Source organism: Edaphobacter sp. (genome assembly GCF_028283685.1).
Lineage (GTDB): Bacteria > Acidobacteriota > Terriglobia > Terriglobales > Acidobacteriaceae > Edaphobacter.
Map to the genome: position 1 here is coordinate 398,257 of NZ_JAPWKF010000008.1, position 22,579 is coordinate 420,835.

At 54.6% G+C, this 22,579-nt stretch carries 10 protein-coding genes; 6 read left to right on the forward strand and 4 right to left on the reverse strand.

Annotated features, from left to right (window positions below; all coding sequences use genetic code 11):
• Positions 1-50: 50 nt before the first annotated feature.
• From PW789_RS16675 to PW789_RS16685, 3 genes are all read right to left on the reverse strand, one after another.
• Positions 51-4,037 carry a cobaltochelatase subunit CobN gene (locus PW789_RS16675; RefSeq protein ID WP_299378674.1) on the reverse strand — a complete coding sequence of 1,329 codons (3,987 nt, stop codon included), beginning with the start codon at positions 4,035-4,037 and terminating at the stop codon, positions 51-53.
• A gap of 10 nt (positions 4,038-4,047) precedes the next feature.
• Entirely contained in the window at positions 4,048-6,279 is a 2,232-nt protein-coding gene (locus PW789_RS16680) for a TonB-dependent receptor (protein WP_299378676.1), read from the reverse strand.
• Between the two features lie 698 nt (positions 6,280-6,977).
• The gene (locus PW789_RS16685) at positions 6,978-8,480 is read right to left on the reverse strand and encodes a hypothetical protein (RefSeq protein ID WP_299378678.1); all 1,503 of its coding nucleotides are present in this window, start codon (positions 8,478-8,480) and stop codon (positions 6,978-6,980) included.
• A 343-nt stretch (positions 8,481-8,823) separates the two neighbouring features.
• On the opposite strand from PW789_RS16685, the gene PW789_RS16690 reads away from it, so the two are divergent.
• Entirely contained in the window at positions 8,824-12,474 is a 3,651-nt protein-coding gene (locus PW789_RS16690; protein WP_299378680.1) for a carboxypeptidase regulatory-like domain-containing protein, read from the forward strand.
• Positions 12,475-12,733: 259 nt separating this feature from the next.
• Here PW789_RS16690 and PW789_RS16695 read toward each other — a convergent pair whose 3' ends face one another.
• Positions 12,734-13,660 carry an aldo/keto reductase gene (locus PW789_RS16695; protein ID WP_299378682.1) on the reverse strand — a complete coding sequence of 309 codons (927 nt, stop codon included), beginning with the start codon at positions 13,658-13,660 and terminating at the stop codon, positions 12,734-12,736.
• 532 nt (positions 13,661-14,192) lie between these two features.
• On the opposite strand from PW789_RS16695, the gene PW789_RS16700 reads away from it, so the two are divergent.
• The 5 genes from PW789_RS16700 to PW789_RS16720 all read left to right on the forward strand — a co-directional run bounded on the left by PW789_RS16700 (position 14,193) and on the right by PW789_RS16720 (position 22,344).
• Complete coding sequence (locus tag PW789_RS16700; protein WP_299378684.1) at positions 14,193-15,527, forward strand: hypothetical protein; 1,335 nt, start codon at positions 14,193-14,195, stop codon at positions 15,525-15,527.
• A gap of 89 nt (positions 15,528-15,616) precedes the next feature.
• Entirely contained in the window at positions 15,617-18,961 is a 3,345-nt protein-coding gene (locus PW789_RS16705; protein WP_299378686.1) for a TonB-dependent receptor, read from the forward strand.
• A gap of 70 nt (positions 18,962-19,031) precedes the next feature.
• On the forward strand, positions 19,032-20,204 hold the full coding sequence (locus PW789_RS16710; RefSeq protein WP_299378689.1) for an exo-alpha-sialidase: 1,173 nt from the start codon (positions 19,032-19,034) through the stop codon (positions 20,202-20,204).
• 27 nt (positions 20,205-20,231) lie between these two features.
• Entirely contained in the window at positions 20,232-20,903 is a 672-nt protein-coding gene (locus PW789_RS16715) for a GDSL-type esterase/lipase family protein (RefSeq protein ID WP_299378691.1), read from the forward strand.
• Positions 20,824-22,344, forward strand: a complete 1,521-nt coding sequence (locus tag PW789_RS16720; protein WP_299378693.1) for a sialate O-acetylesterase — start codon at positions 20,824-20,826, stop codon at positions 22,342-22,344. Before PW789_RS16715 ends, PW789_RS16720 begins: the two co-directional genes overlap by 80 nt.
• The last annotated feature ends 235 nt before the right edge of the window (positions 22,345-22,579 follow it).

The following is a 22,579-nucleotide window of genomic DNA, read 5'->3' on the forward strand; positions in this document are numbered from 1 at the left end:
TGTTTAGCGGATGGGCTTCTCTTTGAGAAGCTTCTACTTGAGCATGGCAATCATCTCGGCAACAACTGGATCATCTGTTGCTTGATCCATCTCCGGCGAACTATTCCAAGCAGGACCCCACTGGCAATCGAGACAAGCCATACCAGGATGAAAGCTGTGAAATGCTCCGCTACGACCTGCCTGGAAGTTTGAAGGAGTTTGCCCATCTTGACGTAGGTGACACGGTATCCGTTGAGCGAAGGCGGCAGGGAAGCCCGATGAGATTCTGACTTGAGAGGAGTTGCAGGCGACGGTTTAGGGATGTGCGTGGTCCTGATCTCCGTTTTACGAAATGCCTGTTGCTCGTCACGCGTCAGCTGCAGTTGCGGGGCTCGTGCCACTTGCTGCGCAATCTCTTGCTTGAGTTTTTGGTTGCCGCAGGTGTTCGGATCACAAGCTAACCCATTCTTTGCGACATTCTGTGCATATTCCTTGATCATCTGTTGCCGCTCGGCGGCTTTGAACTTGTATGTGCCCTGGCGGTCGATCTCGAGCAACCGTCCCAGCATGGCCTGACGTGCGGCGGGATTCACCTTTTCCATGAATGGCTTCAAACCGAGGCTGTATTCGTCTTTGACATAGACGTCATACATCTTCTGCCAGACTTCCGGAGCGACTGTCTCAGGTGCGGTGGCTTTCCAGCCGTAAAGGAACTCTCCTGCACGCACCATCTCTCTTGCGCCGGAGTACCCTTCCTTCTGCATCTCTTTAATCCATTGCGGATTCCAGTTGCGTGCGTTGAGTTCGGTAGCAATAAAGTCGCGAGCGCCTTCCACCTTTTCGTGGCCGGCATGGCGCAGATTATTGATCACCAGATCGGGTTTTGCTCCCGCAACCTCTGAGGCGAGACGGAGGCCACCCATCGCCTGATAGACGTCGTCATTGTCTACTGCTCCGTAAAGGTTGGAGGAACGGCTGTGCATCACGACCTGATTGCCCTTCAACTGATGTTCGAGGAGCTTTGGCACATGGGCACCCCACGACTTTTCCGTGTAGGCATAGTTGGTCTTGGACAGGTAAAGCTCGGCCATCGTGGCGTGCTCTTCGATATCTCGTGACTGCTCGACCATGTTGGACAGACCGGTCCCATAGCTGCCAGGTGCGGACGAGAAGACGCGTGCACCTGCGGCATCCTCCGCCTCCGCATCACTCATGCCTTTTGACATAAGCGCTTTCTTCACGTCTTGATTCTGTCGGCTCAAGGCGTTGTCGCCAGCGCTCGCCGCGATGCGGGCCGCACGGTCCAGCATGATGATCTTTTCCGCCATGCCGTCACGGTAAAGTCCGCTCGCAGTAAACAGAACGTTGACGCGTGGATGCGTCATCTGCGTATCGGGCACAAGCGAGAGACGATCGACAACGTTGCGGTTGTTCCACTCCGGCTGCACGCCCATCAGATAGAGTGCTTCGGCTTCCATCGCCCCCTGATTGCGCCCGGATTCTCCCTGCCACAGAACCATGGAGATATGGTCAGGGTACGTACCGTGCTGCTTCTTATATCGTTCCAGCAGTTCATCTCCCATCCGTTTGCCCAGAGCCCATGCGGCCCTGGTTGGCAGGAGGTTCGGATCGCCCTGGTTCAGATTACGACCTGTCGGCAGAGCTTCCGGCACATTTAAGGGATCACCAACTGGCCCACTGGGGAGATATTCTCCGCGCAGGACCTTCGGAAGTTCGTCCAGCTCCCGTGCGGGCGAGATTCGCATATTCGCGATCCACGTCTTGCCCTCCGCCAGGCTTCGAGAGACCTTATCGCGCAGTTTGTCAGGAAAGACGGAAGGTGCTTCGATCTCTCGACTATCGAAGATGGCATCTCCCCATCCCTGCAAATAGGGCGCAACGATTTTGCTCTCATCAGGCAGGAAACCGCTTGCGAGGAACGTCTTCAATCCTATCCGCAGACGACCTTCCGATGGCATCTGCCCGACGGTCGCCAATCCAAGCGGCATAGGCGTCTCCTCGACACTATCGAGAAAAGCGATCGCCTTCTCCATCGTCTCGTCTGTGTTGGCGACATCGAGAGAAAGTTGCTTCACAAGTCCGAGACGATCCATCTCTCCGACTGCCTGCTTCGCATACTCCGCGGAAAGGGCGGGCGCTGTCTCGTGTGTCTCCTGCCAACGAGAGAGGGCTTCGTTGAGTACACCGAATCGCTCTTCGAATCCGCTTCGCGAAAGGATCGGCGTGAGATGCGAGATCAGTACAGCTGCGCCGCGACGGCGCGCCTGAATGGCCTCGGCATCACCATCCATGATGTAGTAGTTGATGTTCGGCAGGTCTCCTAAAAGCACCTCCGAGGTGTCCCATCCGGCCTGACCAGCATTCTTTCCGGGAAGCCATTCCAGAGTTCCATGACGTCCCATCTGGATCATGGCATCGACTTTCAGAATATTTCTATAGTAGAGAAAGGACGCAATATAGCCATGATGTGGAGGCAGCGTAGCACTGTGCTGAACATTCGTGTATTCCTCGGCTGACGCGCGCAATACCTGCGGCCCAAGAAAGACATTTCCAAGCTGCACACCTGGGATGACGAAATACTTTCTGCCTGCCGAGTTTGTCCATGTCATCAGCTTCGCATCACGCGGCTGGCCCCAGCGCTCAAGCACGTTTTTCTGAAACGGCTCCGGCAACTCTGCGAACCATTTTTCATACTCGGTGACGGGAACGAGTGCTACTTTGCCGGAGCGCGCCATGCGGTCCAGTTCGCCCGGCTCCCAGTTCTCCACGTTATGGCCGACGGTAGAGAGCAACTTAAGAATCTCATCCGTGTCTGGAATGATCGCTCCGGTCTGATAGCCGGCATCCTTCAACGTTTGCAGTACACCCTGGATACTTGGCGGAAGATTCATATAGCTTGCGCCAATATTCCCTTTCCCCGGAGGGTTGTTGTAATAGATCACCGCCAGACGTTTATCGGCGTTACTCTTTTCGGCGAGTGTCACCCAGCGCTTGGCGCGCAGGGCGGCCGCATGAACCCGCTCCGGTATCGGCTCAAGATGGGATGGAACTCCCTTCGCACCGCCTTCAGTGGTTCCTATCATCATGGGCTCGGTTGCTCCGTATGCTTCGGGCGACGAGAGCATTGTGGTGATGCGGTCCGGCGTGACGCCTCTGTCCGTCGCCTCCCACTCGGAACGTGTCTGACGGCTCAGCATCAGGTTCATCACGTGGATGTTTTGTCTTTCGAGCATCGCGCGATCATCGGGCTTCGCGAGCGCAAGCGTGAACATCATCATCACTCGGATCGGATCATCCGCTGGTTGATTGAAGACAGAAACCAGACTTGAATGAGGCGAACCAACGATGCCAGCCGCCGCCATTCCTTGATGCTCCAGTTCGCGAATGAGGGAATCGACCACGGCAGTGTCGTTGTCTTTGAGATAGGTATAGAAGAAGTTGACCGTAACCAGACGGCCCTGGTTTGGTTTTGACTTGCGATACCACGCAAGATACTCGGCCATCGTCGGAAACAGATGCGGAGCGTCAGGATGATAGACGCCCTTGTTTGCCATCCGCACGGGGGGAGGAATCGAGATGCCTTTACCTCCGGCTGCGCTATAAAGCACCAGCAGGAAACTCAGCATGTTGTCTTCGCCACCGTTGTTCCAGTACGGCATCAGCCTGGTCGTCAGACGCATGGTCGGCTCTACGCTCCAGTTCCGCACGATGAACTCCGGGACATCCGTCGCCACCTGCAGGCCATTCTTCATGGCCTCGAGCGCTACGGGTTTCAGGTTGTCCAGCATCTCCTGAGAGGGATGTTGCATAAAGACGACCTTCGCCTGCTTGAGACGCTCCGGCGTCATGTCCTCCTCGCGCAGTACGGAGCATATGCACGCATCCCTGCCGACCATGGTTTGAAAACGGTCCATGGCGGCGGGCAGCGTCTGCGAACTGTGCAGCACAATCACAACGTTGGGCTTCTCTTGTTGTGCGATGGCAATGCCACTCACCGTAAGAAGCATGACGATGGAACTCTTGATGAAGTTCTTCATGGAACCCTTCCTAGAAGTGCAGGCGTATGCCGGCGAAGAGCGAGCGCCCCAGGCTGCGGTAGTAGAGGTAGTAATGACGATCGAGCATGTTGTCGGCGTTGGCGACAAACGTCACATTCTTTGTCGCGCGATAACTCACGGTCCCGTCCATTTCGAAGAACAGGTTGTAGCTCCCCGGAACTCCACGCACCGTGTCCGTGTTGGTGTCGGTGGAGTAGACCGGACTCACGTACCGGCCCGACCAGTTCACGATGAACTTCTTCGGGGTGGCATTCACCTGATAGCTCAGCATGTGAGCCGGCACGTATGGAAGCGTCTTGCCAATCGTGGCAGGCAGGCTCGGGTTTTCAAGGATGATCGAGTTTGTGTAGGTATAGCCTTGCCGCAACTCAAGCCACGGCATAATGCGTTCGCGGGTTGAGAACTCTGTACCCCAGGTACGACTCTTGCCTGCATTCACGAGGATCTTCGTGTTTCCCGTAGGATCTGTTGCGAAGTCGCTGGTGCGATAGATGAGGTCGGAGACGCGATTTGTGTACCCGGTGGCTTCGATCGAATATCGGTCCTTGAAGGTGTGCTGTACGCCCGCTTCGTATGCAAGCAGGTGTTCCGGTTTCTCATCCGGGTTCGCCACATACTTCGTCGTCGTGATTACGAAGTTGTAATAGAGTTCATAAACCGAGGGACCACGAAAGGCGTTTCCAATGCTTGCCCGCAGGTGCCAGTCGCCGGGAAGACGATAGTTGGCAGCGATCTTTCCGGTGAACGCATGAGCCGAGCGATCTCCATAACTCAACGGGCTGGCAGTCGCACTGGCTACGTTCCCGCCGTCATAGGTCTTCCAGTAGTCGAACCGCCCGCCGCCGACCAGATTGAGGCGCTCTTTCATTGCGACTTGATATTGGACGTAGCCCGACTGATCAATCGTCTTGCCGTGCGCCGAGAGCGTCGCGTTCGTCTGCGTGGATCGGTCCAACCAGCTCGTCAGATTTCTGGTGGTGGTGCTCGCGCGGTCGGCACGCGTCTCGCTTCCGAAGATCAGTGTGCCGAAGCGATCTATATGGCTGACGAGGATGTTGCCGTAGATCGATTGGCCGAACTGTTTCGACCACGTGCCGGGCCCGCTCGTGAGTGTCGAACCTGTTCCAGGCGTTACGTACCAGAACGTTGGATTTACATTCAGACCACTGGTGACACGCGCATCCCAGTGCGACGCTGGCGTGAAGACCACCTGCCCGTGGTAATAGTTCGTTGTCGCCCCGGAAGGACCACCGAGAAACGTCGTAGGCGTGAAGGTCAGTTTGCGGGTCGCACCCGACGCATCGACGAGGCTCACCAGGCCTGTATCAACGGTAGAACCGGAGCCGCTTCGAAGGTCATTGCTGTAGGGCCCGTAACCATCACCGCGGTGCATATGCAGATATTGCAGATAGGCAAATAACTTTGGGTTAAACGTGTACTCTGCGCGGGCCCGGAAGTCTTCGCTCTTGAACCACTGCGCACCACGCGAGCCGATCTGGTACTGCGTGCCACCAGTGCTTGTCGCCCACTGGTGAACTCCTGTGGCCGGAGTTGCGGCAGCGGGGGATGTCGAGACGGCTCCAAAGACCTCCTGCGGAGAGTAGCCGCCCGTCTTGTACCGGCTATACCCGAGGGTCAGGCCGAGCTTGTCAAAGTAGCGGTCCGAGACATGCGCGCTGAAGTTGTCGGTCGCTCGGCTTCCGTACTGGTAGAAGAAATCGCCGTGTCTTCCTTCCGGGCGTCGGCTGATCAGATTAATGACTCCGCCCATTGCGTTGCCGCCGTACAGCGACGAGAACGGTCCTCGGGCAACTTCGATGCGCTGGAGATCGGCAGGAGAGAAGATCGCCCAGTTGATTGAACCGTTGAAGGAGTTATTGATGGGTTGGTCGTCCAGCAGGATGAGCGTACGTACCTGGCCTCCTCGTCCAGCAAACCCGCGCAATCCGAGACCGAAGTCGTTGTCGGAGGCGCCGCGGGCACGAAGGCTGATGACGCCCGGCGTTTGCTCAAGGGCCTTATCGATCAGGCGAATATCGCGGTTCTCGATCTCCTGGCGCGAAACAATTGCCTGTGAAACAGGCGACGACTCCAACTCGATGGGGGTACGTGTTCCAGTTACGGTTACTTCGGTCTTGACCGGTGCGATCACTGTTTGCTGTTTCGGGTCAGGCGTTTGAGGCTGCGTGGCAGCCTGCGAGTGAACACGAACGGGCGACATCAAGAATCCGGAGAGAGTGAGTACAGAGACAGCAAAGCGAGCGCTTCGCGCCAATGGCAGGCGTGGCATATGTGTTCCTTTTCGTTTTTACGTAGAGACGAGGACGCTCAGAACATCCAAACCAATACCTCGATAAACGGGACTTAACGCCCGGCGCAGAGCAGATTAAAAGCAGCGATCTGCACTTCTATCGAAGAGGAAGAGGAGATGTTCGGGTATCGGGCTAAACGAAGAGGAAAGGAGGAGGGGGACGGACTTGCGGAACCGATGGCTTCCAGAGTGCGAGACGGATGTGCTTCTCGACAGAGCTTTGAAGTGAGACCGTCAGGCCCAGGAGAATAGCGACAACAGCCACACAAACTGCTATCAGCCCGGATGCAAGCTGGCACATCGAGCAGTGATCGTGCGCAAGCTGTTTCTCGGGGTGAATGTGCGATGCAGAGGCCACCATGGCCGCTATCACACACACGAGCACGACGAGCCATAGGAATTGGCTCAGCCTGCTATTTCGTTGGAAAGCGTTTTGCATCGATTTCTTCAGCATGACTTGGTAGCTGCACGCTGTCAAGGGACCGTTGGGCCTGAGAGTATTCCCGCTCGCTGGGAGGCGCGTCAGTAATCATTAGCTGGCTGCAGGAGTCACTACAAGAGGTGAGTTGGAGGTATAACCGCGCCTCGACATCTTCGACCGTTTACCGTTACCACACCTGAACGGCGACAACCTGCGGAGGGCCAGCCTTCCACCCGATGACATCAGTCGAAATAACAATTTGCAGGTTCTTCGTATCCCAATGCGGAGGTAAACTGCGAACCACGTTTTCCATCATCTTAGGATTGGTTACGAGCTCGCAGGCTGCTTCAGTTCCGCCATCTTGCAGGCCTGCTATTTTGACGAGGAATTCGCCAGTAGTGCCTTTTGGTTCGCGTGTGATCAAACCATAGTCTTTCGCTCCGCGCTCAGTGTATTCCGTTCGCCAGGTACGATTTGTCCCTTTCTCCTGGATGTACTGATAGGAGTTGTTATCGTGGATGCCGAAGTGAAAATCGCTGTCGAGATCGGCGGTCCAGCGGTTGTTCATGGCTCCTACGATGATTGAAGGTGAGTCGCGCAATTCGAGGAAGGAACCTTCGTCTCCAAATCGCACAGCGAACGGCTTGCCGATCTTCCCCATAAATGAAGCCAGAGTGAGACCTGCCCTTACGCCGCCGACCGCTGGACCTGAATTGCTCACGGCAGTCATGTCAGACCACTGGATGAATGTCTTGCCGTCCAGTGGCAGGAGTCTGTTATGTCGATCGACCCCTTTTGAGAAGGCTCCTGGGTGGCTATTCGCATATTCTTCGAATAAATGTGCGGACGGCGCATAGACGAAAGGTTTGCCGAAGTTAACGACAACGGGTTTCGGGTTCGACATAATCGGACCCCAGAACTCCGGCACTGCTTCTGCGGCGTGTTGCGGTGCTCGAGCCAGATAACCTATTGCGCCGCCGATCAGAAGCAGGGACAAGCAAAAAGCAATTGTCCTCCAAGAAAACACAGGTCTTGCCGATGCCGCAATCTCTGGTAAAACGAACACATGTCGAGAGGTCATCTCGGGCAGTGAATCGGGCAGCGGAGGGGGGCTGTTATTGGGAACGATAGCGACCGCATCCGTGGACTTCGGAGGTACCTCGGAGAAAACCTCTTGAGGTTTCTCTGGGATATCGGCGGCTGATTCTACCGCTTCTGATACTTGGCGGGTGCGAAAGACCGGGACATACGTTCCGATCGGGAGTTCCAGCCAGATATCTTCCTTCTCGTATTCGGCCCGGTACAGTTCCAACCGGCGGCGAACCTCGCCTGCCTGAACCCTGACAACGGGGTCATCGCCCGTAGCATAGTTAGACTCCCGCCCGAAGACCTCAATCCCTATCAGTCGTTCTTTAATGGACGATTCGTTTCCTTGAAGCTTCTGTTCGACAACATACAGGAGAAATTGCTGGCTCCGCTTACTGGAGCGGAAGTGTCGACTGGCGATGATTCGTCGCAGTTCGGCGCGCACGGCTTCTGGAGTGACGCCGAGCGACTCCGCGGACGGCTCATTCTCCTGTGCATGAACAGTAATCATTAGCTGCAAAAGTGTACCCCCGCGCGAATTCAATACGCAATTCATCTCGCGTATGTCTAAAAGCCCTCTTCTGTCGATGGGAGCGTTGTTCATTCCAAACAACTTATGGATTTTCCTTACCGTAAGAAACTGTGTTCAACCATGACAAGCATCAACGTGCCGCCATAGGAATTGATGGCTCGAAAAAACAGACGTAGATCGTGCTGCCGGTGTCGGGATCAACTCCGAGCAGGCGGAGGAACTTGAGAGGCGCTCCCAAGAGGGCGCGAAGAGTCCTCTGCGGAACGGCTGTTTAGCGGTGCATTGAATTGGGAGGCACGACCGAATGAGAACAAAACAACAGAACAAGACCCGGCTGGCAAGGATCGGTCTTTGCCAAGGGGCCAGACGTGCGCATCGTTTATTTTTTCTTTCATTTGGTATCGCCTGCCTCTTGATGGGCGGTAGCAGGCCAATATGGTCGCAGGGCAGCAACGCAACATTGGGAGGCCGGGTAACGGATCAGCACCAGGATGTAATCCCCGGTGCCGACGTGGCGGTGATTTCGGAGGAGACGGGTGTCACGACGCACGCGCGTACGAATGGTGCCGGACTCTGGCAGATCAACTCTCTCGTTCCCGGTCACTATCGGTTCACGGTTACCTCCGAGGGTTTTGCAAAGTTGGAACATTCCGCTGTCGATCTCCAGATCGCGGATGTAAAGTCCGTTGATGTCGCGATGAAGGTCGGCAGTGTGAATCAGGAGGTGGTGGTGAGCGCGGAGACGCCGCTGATTGACACGACGGCGGCGGTGTCGGGCGTCGTGCTCAACTCAAAGGATCTCGAGGAGCTGCCCACGATGACCAATTCTCCAACAGAGCTTGCATCGCTGGCGCCCGGTGTGTTCCTGGCTGCTCCAACCGGAGGAGCCGCCTCTCTCTGGTCGAACTCTTCGCTGTCGGGCATCAAGGTGAACGGCTCGGGTTCGGGCAACAACGCTGTGAATTATGTCCTTGACGGTGCGACGGACACGATCGTGTCGAGCGGTAATATTGCGTTCATCCCGCCCAATGATGCGGTCAGCCAGGTTCGCGTGATGACAAACTCATATGACGCTTCCATCGGACGTACGGCTGCCGGCACGATCAATATGTCGCTGAAATCCGGAACGGAGAAGTTCCACGGTGTTCTGTACGAGCGCAATCAAAACAACTTTCTGAATGCAAACTACGTGCAATACAAGGCCACAGGGACGCCAACTCCTACGATTCGCTTCAATGAATGGGGTGGAACGATAGGAGGCCCGGTGTGGATCCCGAAGGTGTACGACGGCCGGAAGCACGGCACCTTCTTTTTCTTTTCATATGATGGCGTTCATAACGTCTCTCCGGCCAAGACGAGTTTCCTCAGCATTCCGAATGAGGCGGAACGCAAAGGTGACTACAGCCAGTCTTTCAACGTTGTGAATGGTGTGTCATATCCCATCTCCATCTATGATCCCAAAACGATCGATTCGACAGGCAATCGCCAAAAGTTCCCCAATTCGATCATCCCTCAGGACCGCATCAGTCCAACGGCGAAGGCGCTCGTCGCTCTCCTGCCGTTGCCAAACGTACCCCACGATGCGGGCGGTTCCGATTCCAATAATTACCTCGAGACCAACCCGAAGATAGACAACTTTTATAGCTGGCTCATACGCGTCGACCAGGCATGGAACAACAATCACCATAGCTATGTCGATTGGCGACGCAACCAGCTCAGGGAGTTTACGAACGACAATTACGGGCCCAACAACCTACTGGCGGGTGAGAATCTGAATCGAGACAACTATGGTCTCACCGTAAACCATACGTGGGTCGTTAATCCGAATGTCATCGTCACCCTCAATGCGAATGCCACCGCATACAAGACCACCGACGGATCGCCTGCAGCCTCGGTCGATCCGACTCAGTATGGCTTCTCAGAGAATTTTGCAAATAGCCAGCCTCTGCGAGGACTTCCGCAGCTTACGAATGTTCTGGGACTAAGCAAGATTGGAACTACGGTCGGGCCGCTCTATGAGAACGATTATCAGTGGGAGGGTCGCGGTTTCGTGACACAGATCCTGGGGAGGCATACCCTCCGCTACGGCGCCGAGTATCTATTGCAACAGGAAGCAGACGGAAATAATTCTGGGGCGACAGGTATCTTTAATTTCAGCTCAATATGGACCTCGCCCAATCCCAACACCACAGCGCCTGCAGGGGCGGATACGGTAAATCCGTCCTTCCTGCTGGGCCTGCCAAGTTCGGGGTCCATCGCACAGAACGCGACCGCATTCTGGTCGCAGCCGTTCACTGGCGCTTTCGTGCAGGACGACTGGCGCGTCACTCCAAATCTTTCGCTGGATCTGGGCCTTCGCTGGGACATCCAGTTAGGTCTGAAGGAACGTCATGATCGCTACTATGCTCGCTTTGATCCCAATGCCAACATTGCACCCGTAACAAATTATGCTCAGCCGCAATATGCAAATCTGCTGGCAGGATCTTCGACGAGCTCAGGTGTCGCATTTCTGCAGCAGTACCGGAGCGATGCTTCGAGCTTCCAGGCCAGAGGCGCTATTCAATATGCGGGGCTCAATGGCACCGATCGCTCTCTGACGGATCTGCAGTATAAGTACTTCCAGCCCAGAATAGGTTTTGCCTACCAGTTCGGTCCACAGTCTGTGCTGCGTGGTGGCGTAGGTCGATTCGTACAGGCAAACTTCGTGGCAAATCACGGAGATCAACTTGGCTACAGCACGACAACACCGTTTACCGCATCGGATGACAACTATCGCACCTCCTCGGCAACGCTTGATAGTCCTTTTCCAAACGGCCTTGTGGCCCCTACGGGAAACTCTCTTGGAGCGCTAACCAGCGTGGGCTCTGTCTCAAGCTTCTATACCTCCAATGTGAAGCGACAGTATACGGATGATGTAAGCCTTCGCCTGCAACAACAGGTTCGCAACTATCTGTTTGAAATAGGGGGCGTCTTCGATCGGACCACGGGTCTTGGCGTCGGCTATCAGATTAATGATCCAAGCGTCGATGTCTGGCATGGGGCATTTGATCCAAAGTTTGATGCCAACGGCCGCCCTGTCGATACTCTGCCTGGCAATGTGGTCGTGGCTAATCCGTTCAAGGGAGCCCCGTATATTACATCGAGCCTGGAAACCAACTCGACGGTAAGCGCGTATCAGCTCGCTCGTCCGAATCCCCTTGTGGGCAACGCTACGAGCGGACTGACAGAGAATCTTTACAACGGCACTTCGCAGAATTATGCCTTACAGGCGCGCGTGCAACGGCGTTATAAGGATGGATTCGGCATCATCGCAAACTTCACCTGGGGCAAGCAGATGGATAAGACGGGCTACTTTACACCCTCTGCTTATTCGCAAGCCCTGCATCGCCAACTCAGCCCTGGAGACCGCCGTTTCCAGATCACCATCAGCCCGACCTACATTCTTCCATTCGGCCAGGGCAAGCTGATTGGAAGCCATGTCAATCATTTCGTGGATGGATTGATTGGAGGATGGGAGATCTCCGCAATCTACAAGTTCTACTCCGGAACACCGATCACACTGCCGACGAATACGGCCTTCTTCGAGGGAAGTGATCCTGCGGACGGAATCAACAAAAGCAAATCGAAATGGTTCAACACCGATAAGTTCCGAGCGTTCCCAAATCGCAGTACCACTGTCGCGCAACTGGCAGGCTATCCGTCATGGACCGGAGTACGGAATCTGCCTGGCTATAATTGGTCACCGACATCGTCTTCGGACCAATCGAGGAACGGTGTCTACAACGACTTCAAGACCTGGATCAGCGATAGGCCGACCACCTTCGGCTCAGTGCGCAACCCGTACACGAATAACTGGGACATCGGCTTGCGTAAAAACTTTCCGATCCATGAAAGCGTGCGACTGCAGCTGCGCATGGATGCATTCAATGCCCTTAATCACCCACAATTTGGCAATGTGGATACGAACCCGTCTGACACCTATTTCGGATGGGTGGGCGGATCGCCCATTCCGTCCCAGGTCAATACACCGAGAGCGATTCAGTTACAGGGCAAGCTCTACTTCTGAGTCCTTTATGTCGGCCAGCGGAGCGTATAGGCTTGCTCGCATGTCTGAGCAAGCCTATATGTCCTATCTCTTGCCCACAAAACTCGATCTGCGAGTTCCTATTGCAATTGCCATCTGGCAAGCGGACTAAGCGCCTTGATCGCAGGCCGGTCATGTATTGGTCGTGTGCGATCCCAAATGATTGAGCCCCTCCAATGACATCGTGAAAATGCCATGGTTGAAACATTGGTTGTGATGCTGCGGATGCATTCCAATTCGTTCAATCGATCCGGGCGCTAAGTTCATCGAGTTTAGTAATCAACTTCGGATCGAGCTCAGACTGCAATGCTTCGAGTGCATTTTGGATGTGCGCGACTGACGTTCCTCCCACCAATACTGAATCCACATCCTCATTGCGAAGAACCCATCCGAGCGCGAGCCGGGATGTTGGAATCCCGACTTGAGCTGACAGAAGCTTAAGTCCTTCGAGTATGGAGAAATTGGTGGGGGTGAAGTAGATGTCACGATGACCTGGCACGACATCGAATCGTGATCCTCGAGAGACCATGTTTGTATCACGCGAATATTTACCAGTCAGGAAGCCGGCGCCAAGCGGGCTATAGCTTGTCACTCCGATGCGGTTTTCACGGCAGTAAGGCAAGAGGTCGGCTTCAATCTGCCTTGCTACAAGGTTATACATCGGCTGCACCACTTCAAATCGAAAAGGTGCATTGTGGTTTTCGATGGTGCGGGCTGTCTGCATTTGTTCGATCGTGAAATTACTGCAGCCCGCGACCCCTATTTTTCCTGACCGGATAGACAGGGTCAAAGCATGCATTGTTTCTTCAAGCGGCGTCAACGAATCGAACTCGTGAAGCATATAGACGTCAATGTGGTCGACAGCCAATCTCGCGAGGCTTTCTTCAAGCGAAGCTCGAATGTGTTCGCGAGTATATCTGGGCTTTAACTTCGACTGAAGAACGATCCGGTCGCGACAACCTCGATCCCGAAGCCAGCGCCCGATAATTCGTTCCGATTCGCCACCGCCGTACGATCCAGCAGTATCGAAGAGGTTGATTCCTTGAGAGGTGGCATAGTCCATGATCTCAAACGAAGTCTTTTCATCGATCTCTCGTCCGAACGTGACGCACCCCAGCCCGATGCGGCTGACAGAAAGGTCCGATCTCCCTAAAGGCCTCTGATTCATAGGCTCGATCCGAGCATTAAAAATGCTTGACAGAAGTGTTATCGCTATATAAAAGATATTATCAATAAACTATAAAGAAGCGTGGTGCTCGAGATTGTCGTAGCAGGGCAACCTTCGGAAGGGATGCAGCGTGAGGAAAGACCGCACATTATGTTGTCTCTTGCTTCTTCTGTGTATTTCTGGGCATGCGCATGGACAAGGTCACGAAGATTCGCGGATCACTGCCGCGCTGAGTACATCGAATGAGCCCGTCTCTGCTCCTCAAGCAGTCAACGAGCAACGAGACCAAAGTGACACTCTTTACAACGGCATCCAAATCCCTGCGGTCTGGCCACCGCGAGATGAAGAACTCACGCGAGCACCTCAAGTAGTCCCATACCTTGTCTCGCCTCCTCGAGTCATTCCGATCGATCTTGGGAGGCAGCTCTTTGTCGATGATTTCCTTATCGAAAGCACTACGCTGACTCGCACCTTTCACTACCCTGAGCCGTATGCGGCCAACCCCGTTCTTTCCGCAAACAAGCCATGGGAGATGGGCAATCACTATCCAATGGCTGCTCCGTTCAGCGATGGTGTCTGGTTCGATTCCCATGACCACCTATTCAAGATGTGGTATCAGTGTGCGTCTCCTTCTCCCGCGCCGAAAAAAGCAATCTTCTACACCTGTTATGCGACGTCGACCGATGGCAAGCGTTGGGAAAAGCCTCTCCTGGACGTGATCCCGGGGACGAATATCGTTTTTCCCGTTGAGCACGACTCAACAGTCGTCTGGGTTGATGCAGACGAGCATGATTCCGAGCAACGATATAAGCTTTTTGTCTCTAAAGCGGACGGAGCCGTATCAACCTATTCGTCAAACGATGGAATCCACTGGAGCGCGACATCTGCCGAGCATCGTTACTCGTGGGTGGGCGATCGGAATACTGTCTTCTACAACCCCTTCCGCGGGGTTTGGGTCTACAGCATTCGGGATAAAAAACCATACCCTGGCCTGGGTCGTATTCGCTACTACAGCGAGAGTCCTGGCCTCTCCGCGGGGCTTGATCATTGGCAGCCACTCGCGTGGATAGGCGCGGATAATCGCGATCTCAGAAATCCGCACTATCCGGAGATTGAACCACAGCTCTACGCGCTCGACGCGGTAGCTTACGAGAGTGTCATGGTGGGTCTCTTCTCGATCTGGGAAGGCCCTGAAAACAAGGTCGCCGCAGCAAATCATATTCAAAAACGCAACCAGATTATGCTTGGCTTCAGCCGAGATGGCTACCACTGGGATCGACCAGACCGTCACCCCTTCCTCAAGGTCAACGAGACCGAAGGAGCATGGAACTGGGGAAATATGCAGTCAGTCGGCGGCGGATTTCTGGTTGTTGGTGACCAGCTCTACTTTTATTCAAGTGGCCGTCAGCGCAACGACGAGGAGTGGGACAGCCATTCCAGTTCCGGGCTGTTCTTTCTAAGACGAGACGGCTTTGCATCCATGGACGCGGACGCGCGGAAGGGTGTGTTGACGACGCGCTTGCTGACTTTCTCCGGGAGTCAACTCTTCGTTAATTTCGCCACCAGCGGTGGTGAAATGCGAGTTGAAGCGCTTGATGAGGAAGGAAGAGTGATCCCTTCTCTCGCGGCAAGCGACTGTATTCCCATCCAAACTGATTCAACTCACCATCTCGTTCGGTGGAAAGACCATGCTGATCTCTCGATGCTCTCCGGGAAAAAAGTGCGCTTTCGCTTTTTGGTGGAGCGAGGCGAACTCTATTCATTTTGGGTTAGTCCGGATCGTTCGGGAGCCAGCAGAGGCTTTGTAGCAGCTGGCGGACCGGGCTTTGAAGGATACAAGGACATTCCCTCGGCCAAACAAAGATAGCCCTATCTCGGGGCAGACTCTTGTCGCCGAAACATCATTCGATCGCATTGCAGCGCTTAGATCTGAACGCGGAAAATCAGGAGGACGTGATGAAAAATGCAATTGCCGTACGGAACGGGAAGACGTCGTGTCTCAAGTGTTTCATCTCAGCTCTGCTATTGTTTCTCGGTCTTTCCATGTCTCAGGTACTGCAGGCCCAGGTCCTTTATGGCTCGCTGTCCGGCACGGTTACGGATGCAAGCGGCGCAGTTGTGCCCAATGTCGTGGTGTTGATCACAAACACAGGGACTGGACAGATCATCACGGTCACCAGCAATTCTTCAGGTTCCTATCTGGCTTCAAACCTGCAGGAAGGCCAGTATGAGCTGAAGGTCACGGCAAGCGGATTCAGGACGTATATCAAACAGGCAATCGCAATATCTGTGAACGCGAACAGGCGTGAAGATATCAGCCTGGTCCTGGGACAAACGAGCGACAAGGTTACAGTGTCGGCGGACGCGCTGGAGCTTCAGACCGATAAGACAGACCTGCATACGGATTTGACGGCGAAAGATGTGACGGATCTCCCGTTGGGACACTACCGCAACTTTCAAAGCCTGATCAACCTGGTTCCCGGAGCGACCCCGGGAGTCATCGTGAACTCGATGCAGACGACGCCGGAGCGTTCACTGGATGTAAACGTCAACGGAGTGAATAAGAACAATAACGATACGAGGATCGACGGCATTCAGAGCGTTTATCTCTGGCTGCCCGATCATGTCGCGTATGTTCCTCCCGCCGAATCGATTCAGACAGTCAACATCTCGACCAATAACTTCGATGCGGAACAGGGAATGGCGGGTGGAGTTGTCACGAATGTGATTACCAAATCCGGCACGAATCAACTGCATGGGTCGCTCTTTGAGCTCGCGAACAATTCTGCCGTCGGCGCAAGGAATTTTTTCAATCGAACGGGATCGAAGAAGCCGCTGACGAATATCAACATCTTTGGAGGAACGATCGGCGGCCCGATCAAGAAGGACAAGCTGTTCTTCTTTCAAAGCTGGGAGAGCACGCGCGAGGTGCAGGGCTACACTGCGGTCATGACCGTGCCGACGGCCGATCAGCGGGCCGGCAATTTCAGCGCGTACAGCACCGTCATCTATGACCCGAGCACAGGAAACTCCGATGGATCGGGACGCTCACAGATCAAGAGCGGCACGACACCGAATGTGATTCCTGCGAGCAGAATCAGCCCAATCGCACAAGCTATTCAGTCGCAGATTCCTCTTCCAAACGGTCCTGGTGTCGCCAATAACTACACCAACTCCGGGTCACAGGTTTTGAATCGCGACAACTTCGATACCAAGGTGAACTATAACTACTCCAACGCCACGTCCTACTGGGTGAAGTACAGCCTCTCGCGGGCATCGACTGAGTGTCCTGCAGGACTGGGCGCGGCGGGTGGAGTTCCGCTGTGCTCGGGAAATATTGGCGTGTCCGACGGAATGACACAGGCCGCCGATATCGGCTATACCAAGGTCTTCACGCCGAACGTCGTGGCGGACGGAACCCTTGGTTATCTCCGCATGGGACAAAATGTCTATGGCTTCGGTTACGGACAGTCAATCCCTTTGACGAACCTGGGAATTCCGGGGACGAACGGCGGCAACTCCGCCATCACAAACAGCGGCGCACCGCAATTTATTATTGGTGGCTACTCGCAGGTTGGTGGCGACACCGACACACGCCCTTATCTTTACCACCAGGACACCTACGGCTTCACGCAGAATATCGGCTGGAGCAAGTCGAAGCACTACTTCCGGTTTGGCGTGGAAGGAATCCGGCACCACATGAACTTCTACGAGCCTGATGGCGGTGGCGGTGGTGGTCCGCAGGGGCAGTTCAACTTTACCGGCGGCCTCACCGCTCTTAATGGTGGCGCATCGCCAAATCAGTACAACGGATACGCCGACTTCCTGTTGGGTCTTTCGCAGACGAACAAGGAAACTCTCCAGTTCAGGCCGTATACCACATACAACTATGCGTGGGGCGCATACGCACAGGATCGTTGGCAGGTGTCGCCGGCATTGACGCTCTCGCTGGGCGTTCGGTATGAGCTCTATCCAATGATGACGCGTTCGGCTCCCGGCGGCATCGAGCAGTACAACCCCACGACCAACATTGTTACTCTGGGCGGTGTCGGCGGTAATCCGAGAGATCTGGGCATCACCAACAGCCGTAAGCTCTTCGCTCCGCGTCTTGGCCTTGCTTACAAGGTCACGTCCACCACTGTGCTTCGCGCCGGTTATGGCATCAGTTATGATCCATTGCCATTGGCCAGGCCGCTGCGTGGCTGGTATCCGCTGACAGTCACGTCTCTCTATACTGCTCCCAACTCTTTTTCGGCTTATGGAACCCTTGCGCAGGGAATTCCGACAATTGTGGCGCCTGACTTAACTCAGCCGTCGCTCACCGTTCCACTCAATGCCCAGGAACGCTATATTGATGGAAATCAGATCAAGAGAGGCTACGCTGAATCCTGGAATGTCGTCGTTCAGCAGGAACTACCGTGGCATTTCCTGACCTCGATTGCTTACGTTGGCACGCAGACGATTCATCAGTTTGTCGATCTTGATGTCAACGCTGGAGTTCCCGGCGGTGGTCTTGCGGGACAGCCTCTCTATGCTGCCTATAAACGTACAGCGATTACATGGGCATGGAATGGCAGGTTCAACGCGAACTACAACGGTCTGCAGGTCTCGCTCGACCGTCGCGTCAGTGCAGACCTGACGGTGAAGGGCGCCTACACGTTCTCGAAGTTTCTCAACTACACCGACTCGGATGGCTGGGCGCAGTTGATCTTTAACTCTCCGGGTTTTATCGAGAAGAACCACTCGGTGGCAGACCAGAATGTCCCGCACAATCTGCAGCTCGCCACGATGTACACGCTCCCCTTCGGAAGGGGAAAGAAGTTCTTTACGTCGGGAGCATCGAGTTGGTTGTTGGGCGGATGGCAGTGGAACAGTATCTTCTCTGCGCATAGCGGGCTGCCGTTTACCGTGACGGCCTCGGCGACCTCTCTTAACGCTCCGAACAATACACAGGTCGCAGACGTCGTCGGTCCCATCAAGAAGCTCGGAGGAAGCGGACCGGGAGAGCATCTCTACGATCCAACATCCTTTGCGGCTGTTACCACGGCACGATTCGGAACCTCCGGCAGAAACATGCTCTACGGTTCGCGCTGGGTAAATTTCGACACCAGCCTGTTCAGGACCTTTCCGATCAAAGACAGGCTTCAGGCCCAGTTCCGGGCTGAAGCGTTCAATTCGACCAATTCGCCGCACTTCAACGCTCCTAATGCAAACGTGAGTACACCCACGAGCTTTATGACGACCAGCAGCGCTAACCAGGACCAGCGCAATCTCCGCTTTGGTCTTCGGTTGGATTGGTAATTCGCGGATAGCTTGTCGCACGGAGGGGCCTTTGTAGAGGCCTCTCTAACCGATTAACAAGAGTTGTTGCATGCTCAAACCTAAAGAGGTGATTCATGATGAGTGGAGAGAGTCCTACCCGATGAAGACAAGTTTCAAGCTGCATATCTTCGTGATAGCCCTGGCCATGCTCTCTCTTCCAGTTGCCGCTCAACCGGGCGTCGCCGAGTTTGCGCAGATCGATCTGTTTCGCCAGGGAGATGGTGGAATCAATACCTATCGCATCCCTGCACTGGTGGAGACGGAGAAGGGAACCCTGCTCGCTGTTGCCGACGCGCGCTACGATAGCTCGCGTGATCTGCCCGGTCATATTGCTCTGGCGATGCGCCGAAGTTTTAACGGCGGCAGAGACTGGGAGCCGATGCGGATTATTCTGGCGGTCAAGAGTGGAGGTGTCGGCGATGCCTCTCTTCTGGTGGACCGTTCTACGGGACGCATATGGTGCTTCCACACGTATGGCCCTCCAGGAATCGGATTCCAGACAGCCAAATCCGGCGCGAAGACCGGCCCAGCGACACTGCAGTTTCACGCGATGTACAGCGATGACGATGGATCGACCTGGTCGGAGCCAATTGATCTGACGCCACAGGTCAAAGACCCATCGTGGCAGGCGATGTTCTCAACCTCAGGCACTGATATTCAGACAAGAAGCGGCCGCTTTCTTGTTCCGCTGGTGGTGCGCGACGACAAGGGAGTTATTCGTTCGCGCAATGCCTATAGCGACGACCATGGAAAGACCTGGAAGAGCGGCGAAGCGATCGGAGACGGAACCGACGAGAGCCATAATGTGGAGTTGAAGGACGGCATCATCCTGCAAAATATGCGCAACGGAAAGACGAGAGCGGTTGCTCAATCCAACGACGGCGGCGTGTCGTTCGGTCCCGTAGGCCATGATGCAGCGCTAATCGACCCGAGCTGCAATGCAGGAATTGCGCGTTACCGCAATGGCAAGACGGATGTGCTGCTCTTTACCAATGCTGCCAGTACACGGCGCGAAAACCTTACGATCAAGGTTAGCTATGACGAGGGTCTAACCTGGTCGCTTGATCGAACCATCAATCCCGGTCCGTCGAGCTATTCAACGGTGATTGCATTGCACGATGGAAGCATTGGAGTTCTTTATGAGCGGGGAGATACGTACGCCGCTGAGCGTATAACCTTTGCTCGCTTCAACTTCGATTGGATAGCTCAGTCGCATAAATAAATATTTTCCGGGAGCTAAGTGTTGCACATGACGAGGAGTCGTCGCGAGAGAAGGAAAAATCTCAGGGCTGTTCTATGCGCGTTCGGCTTTTTTCTGTTCTTTCTGACGGCGCAAAAAGCTTGTTGCGAAGTGGTTAAAGTCGCGTGCGTTGGGGACTCCGTGACTTATGGCAAGACGATTGAAGACCGGACGAAAGATTCCTATCCTGCTCAGTTGCAGCGGGCACTTGGGAATGGCTTCGATGTAGAAAATTTTGGAGTGAACGGTGCCACGCTCCTGCGCAAAGGGCATCGTCCTTACAGCTCTACGGATGCTTTTAAGGCGGCTAAATCTTTTCGCGCCGATATCGTGGTGATCCACCTCGGGCTGAACGATACAGATCCACGCGACTGGCCCGACTATCGCGATGATTTCAGGGCGGACTACAGCTGGTTGATCGCGCAGTTCCGTGAATCGAATCCAAAGGCGCAAATTTACGTTGGTATTCTGACTCCTATCTTCCCTCCACATCCACGGTTCAAGTCGGGTACGCGAGACTGGGCCCAGGAGATCCGTGATGAAATTCCCCGGATTGCAAAGGCAAATCATACCGGGCTGATCGATTTCGATACGCCGCTTCATGCGCGTCCCGATCTTTTTTCCGATGCAGTCCATCCTGACGCCGAGGGGTGCATCGATTCTTGCCCATTCTGTCTATGAAGCGCTTACGGGGAACTTCGGCGGCCTTCAGGTGGAAGAAGGTTACGGAGACCACATGGTTTTACCGCATGGAGAACCGTTACACCTTAGAGGGAAGGCCAATCGCGGAGAAGAAGTCACTCTTCAATTTGGAAAGTTGAGATTGCAGGCTATAGCCGATGTTGAAGGTGACTGGAGCATTTCTATCCCTGCGCAGAAACCGGGTGGGCCGTATGTGTTGCGCTTCAGCACGGCGAATAGAACCGTTGAGCTGCGCGATGTCTTATTCGGGGAACTCTGGCTGGCTTCGGGACAATCGAATATGGATTTTCCTGTGTCGAAGTCGTCGGAGGCTGGTGAGGCAATGCAGATGGCCGGCCAGCAGATCCGTCTCCTGCATTACAGGAACGCAGCACCAACGGACCCGATTGCCTGGAATCAGGAGACGCTGAAGAAGGTCAATCAACTCCATTATTTTTCCGGCGAGTGGGAGACGGCGAATGCCGGCAATGCGAGCGATTTTTCTGCGGTGGCGTACTTCTTCGCGCAGCGGCTCTATAAAAAACTGGGTGTCCCCATTGGGATCGTTCAGGTCTCGGTGGGCGGCTCCGGTGCCGAGTCCTGGATCAGCAGGCGCACGATAGAAGACGATCCTCAACTGGTGGATATGCTGGTCAACTGGAGAGATTCGGATTTCATCATGCGCTGGTGCAGAGAGCGCGCCGCAGAAAATCTGGCGCATGCCGGAAGCACACTGCAGCAGCATCCTTATGCCCCCAGCTATAACTTCGAAGCAGGAATTGCACCGATCCTGCATCTGCCGATCAAAGGCGTGATCTGGTATCAGGGAGAAAGCAACACGCAAAACCTGGAACTGTACGAACATCTCTTTCCGACTCTGGTAAGCGACTGGCGGAAGAGATGGGGCAGGGATCTTCCATTTTTTTATGTTCAACTTTCCGGGCTCAACAGGCCGTCGTGGCCGCGCTTTCGCGATGCGCAACGTCGACTGGCGGAGACGGTTCCCAATAGCGGCATGGTGGTAAGCAGCGACCTGGGAGAAGAAAATGACGTGCACTATCACCACAAGAAGGCTATTGGAGAACGCCTGGCCAACTTGGCGCTAGAGCGTATCTATAGAGTCGCCGACGTTCATGGCGAAAGCCCGATAGGATTCAAAGCCAGCCGAACCGGAAGGGAACTGAAGATCGAGTTCAAAAACAGCGGCGAGAGATTGCGGACCTCCGACGGTCTTGCGGCAAGGGGATTCGAGTTGCGGGACAGCGAAGGCAACTGGCACGTTGTCACGGCACAGGTCGCAGGCAAAGTGGTTTTGCTGGATGATGCATTGGTTGATGGCGCGGATGCTGTGGCATATGCCTGGCAGCCATTTCCCAATGCAAATCTGGCAAATGCCTATGGTCTGCCCGCGTCCACATTTTTCCTGGAGATTTCCCAGTAACCGCGTCCAGATTGTGTTGAGTGCCGAAGTCGCAGTGCGGTTCAATGGCGCGCGATGTATAGGCTCAAATCGAATCATCTGGCGGACTTGAAAGCCATTTCTCGCGGGTGCTTTACCCGTTTATGTATGTCTCTCAAGGAGATAGCACGGTTCGTTTGCGTGCAGGATATTATCAATAAAATGTTATAGACAATATCTGTTTTGTTAATTATTCTCCTCTCACCCTTCAAAAAAA

What these genes read in the sequence shown, in the direction of transcription:
- PW789_RS16695 (WP_299378682.1), bottom strand. Translation starts at nt 13,660, where the DNA reads ATGAATCAGAGGCCTTTAGGGAGATCGGACCTTTCTGTCAGCCGCATC.
- PW789_RS16675 (WP_299378674.1), bottom strand. Translation starts at nt 4,037, where the DNA reads ATGAAGAACTTCATCAAGAGTTCCATCGTCATGCTTCTTACGGTGAGT.
- PW789_RS16710 (WP_299378689.1), top strand. Translation starts at nt 19,032, where the DNA reads ATGCTCAAACCTAAAGAGGTGATTCATGATGAGTGGAGAGAGTCCTAC.
- PW789_RS16720 (WP_299378693.1), top strand. Translation starts at nt 20,824, where the DNA reads ATGCGCGTCCCGATCTTTTTTCCGATGCAGTCCATCCTGACGCCGAGG.
- PW789_RS16690 (WP_299378680.1), top strand. Translation starts at nt 8,824, where the DNA reads ATGGGCGGTAGCAGGCCAATATGGTCGCAGGGCAGCAACGCAACATTG.
- PW789_RS16700 (WP_299378684.1), top strand. Translation starts at nt 14,193, where the DNA reads ATGGGCAATCACTATCCAATGGCTGCTCCGTTCAGCGATGGTGTCTGG.
- PW789_RS16705 (WP_299378686.1), top strand. Translation starts at nt 15,617, where the DNA reads ATGAAAAATGCAATTGCCGTACGGAACGGGAAGACGTCGTGTCTCAAG.
- PW789_RS16680 (WP_299378676.1), bottom strand. Translation starts at nt 6,279, where the DNA reads ATGTCGCCCGTTCGTGTTCACTCGCAGGCTGCCACGCAGCCTCAAACG.
- PW789_RS16715 (WP_299378691.1), top strand. Translation starts at nt 20,232, where the DNA reads ATGACGAGGAGTCGTCGCGAGAGAAGGAAAAATCTCAGGGCTGTTCTA.
- PW789_RS16685 (WP_299378678.1), bottom strand. Translation starts at nt 8,480, where the DNA reads ATGAACAACGCTCCCATCGACAGAAGAGGGCTTTTAGACATACGCGAG.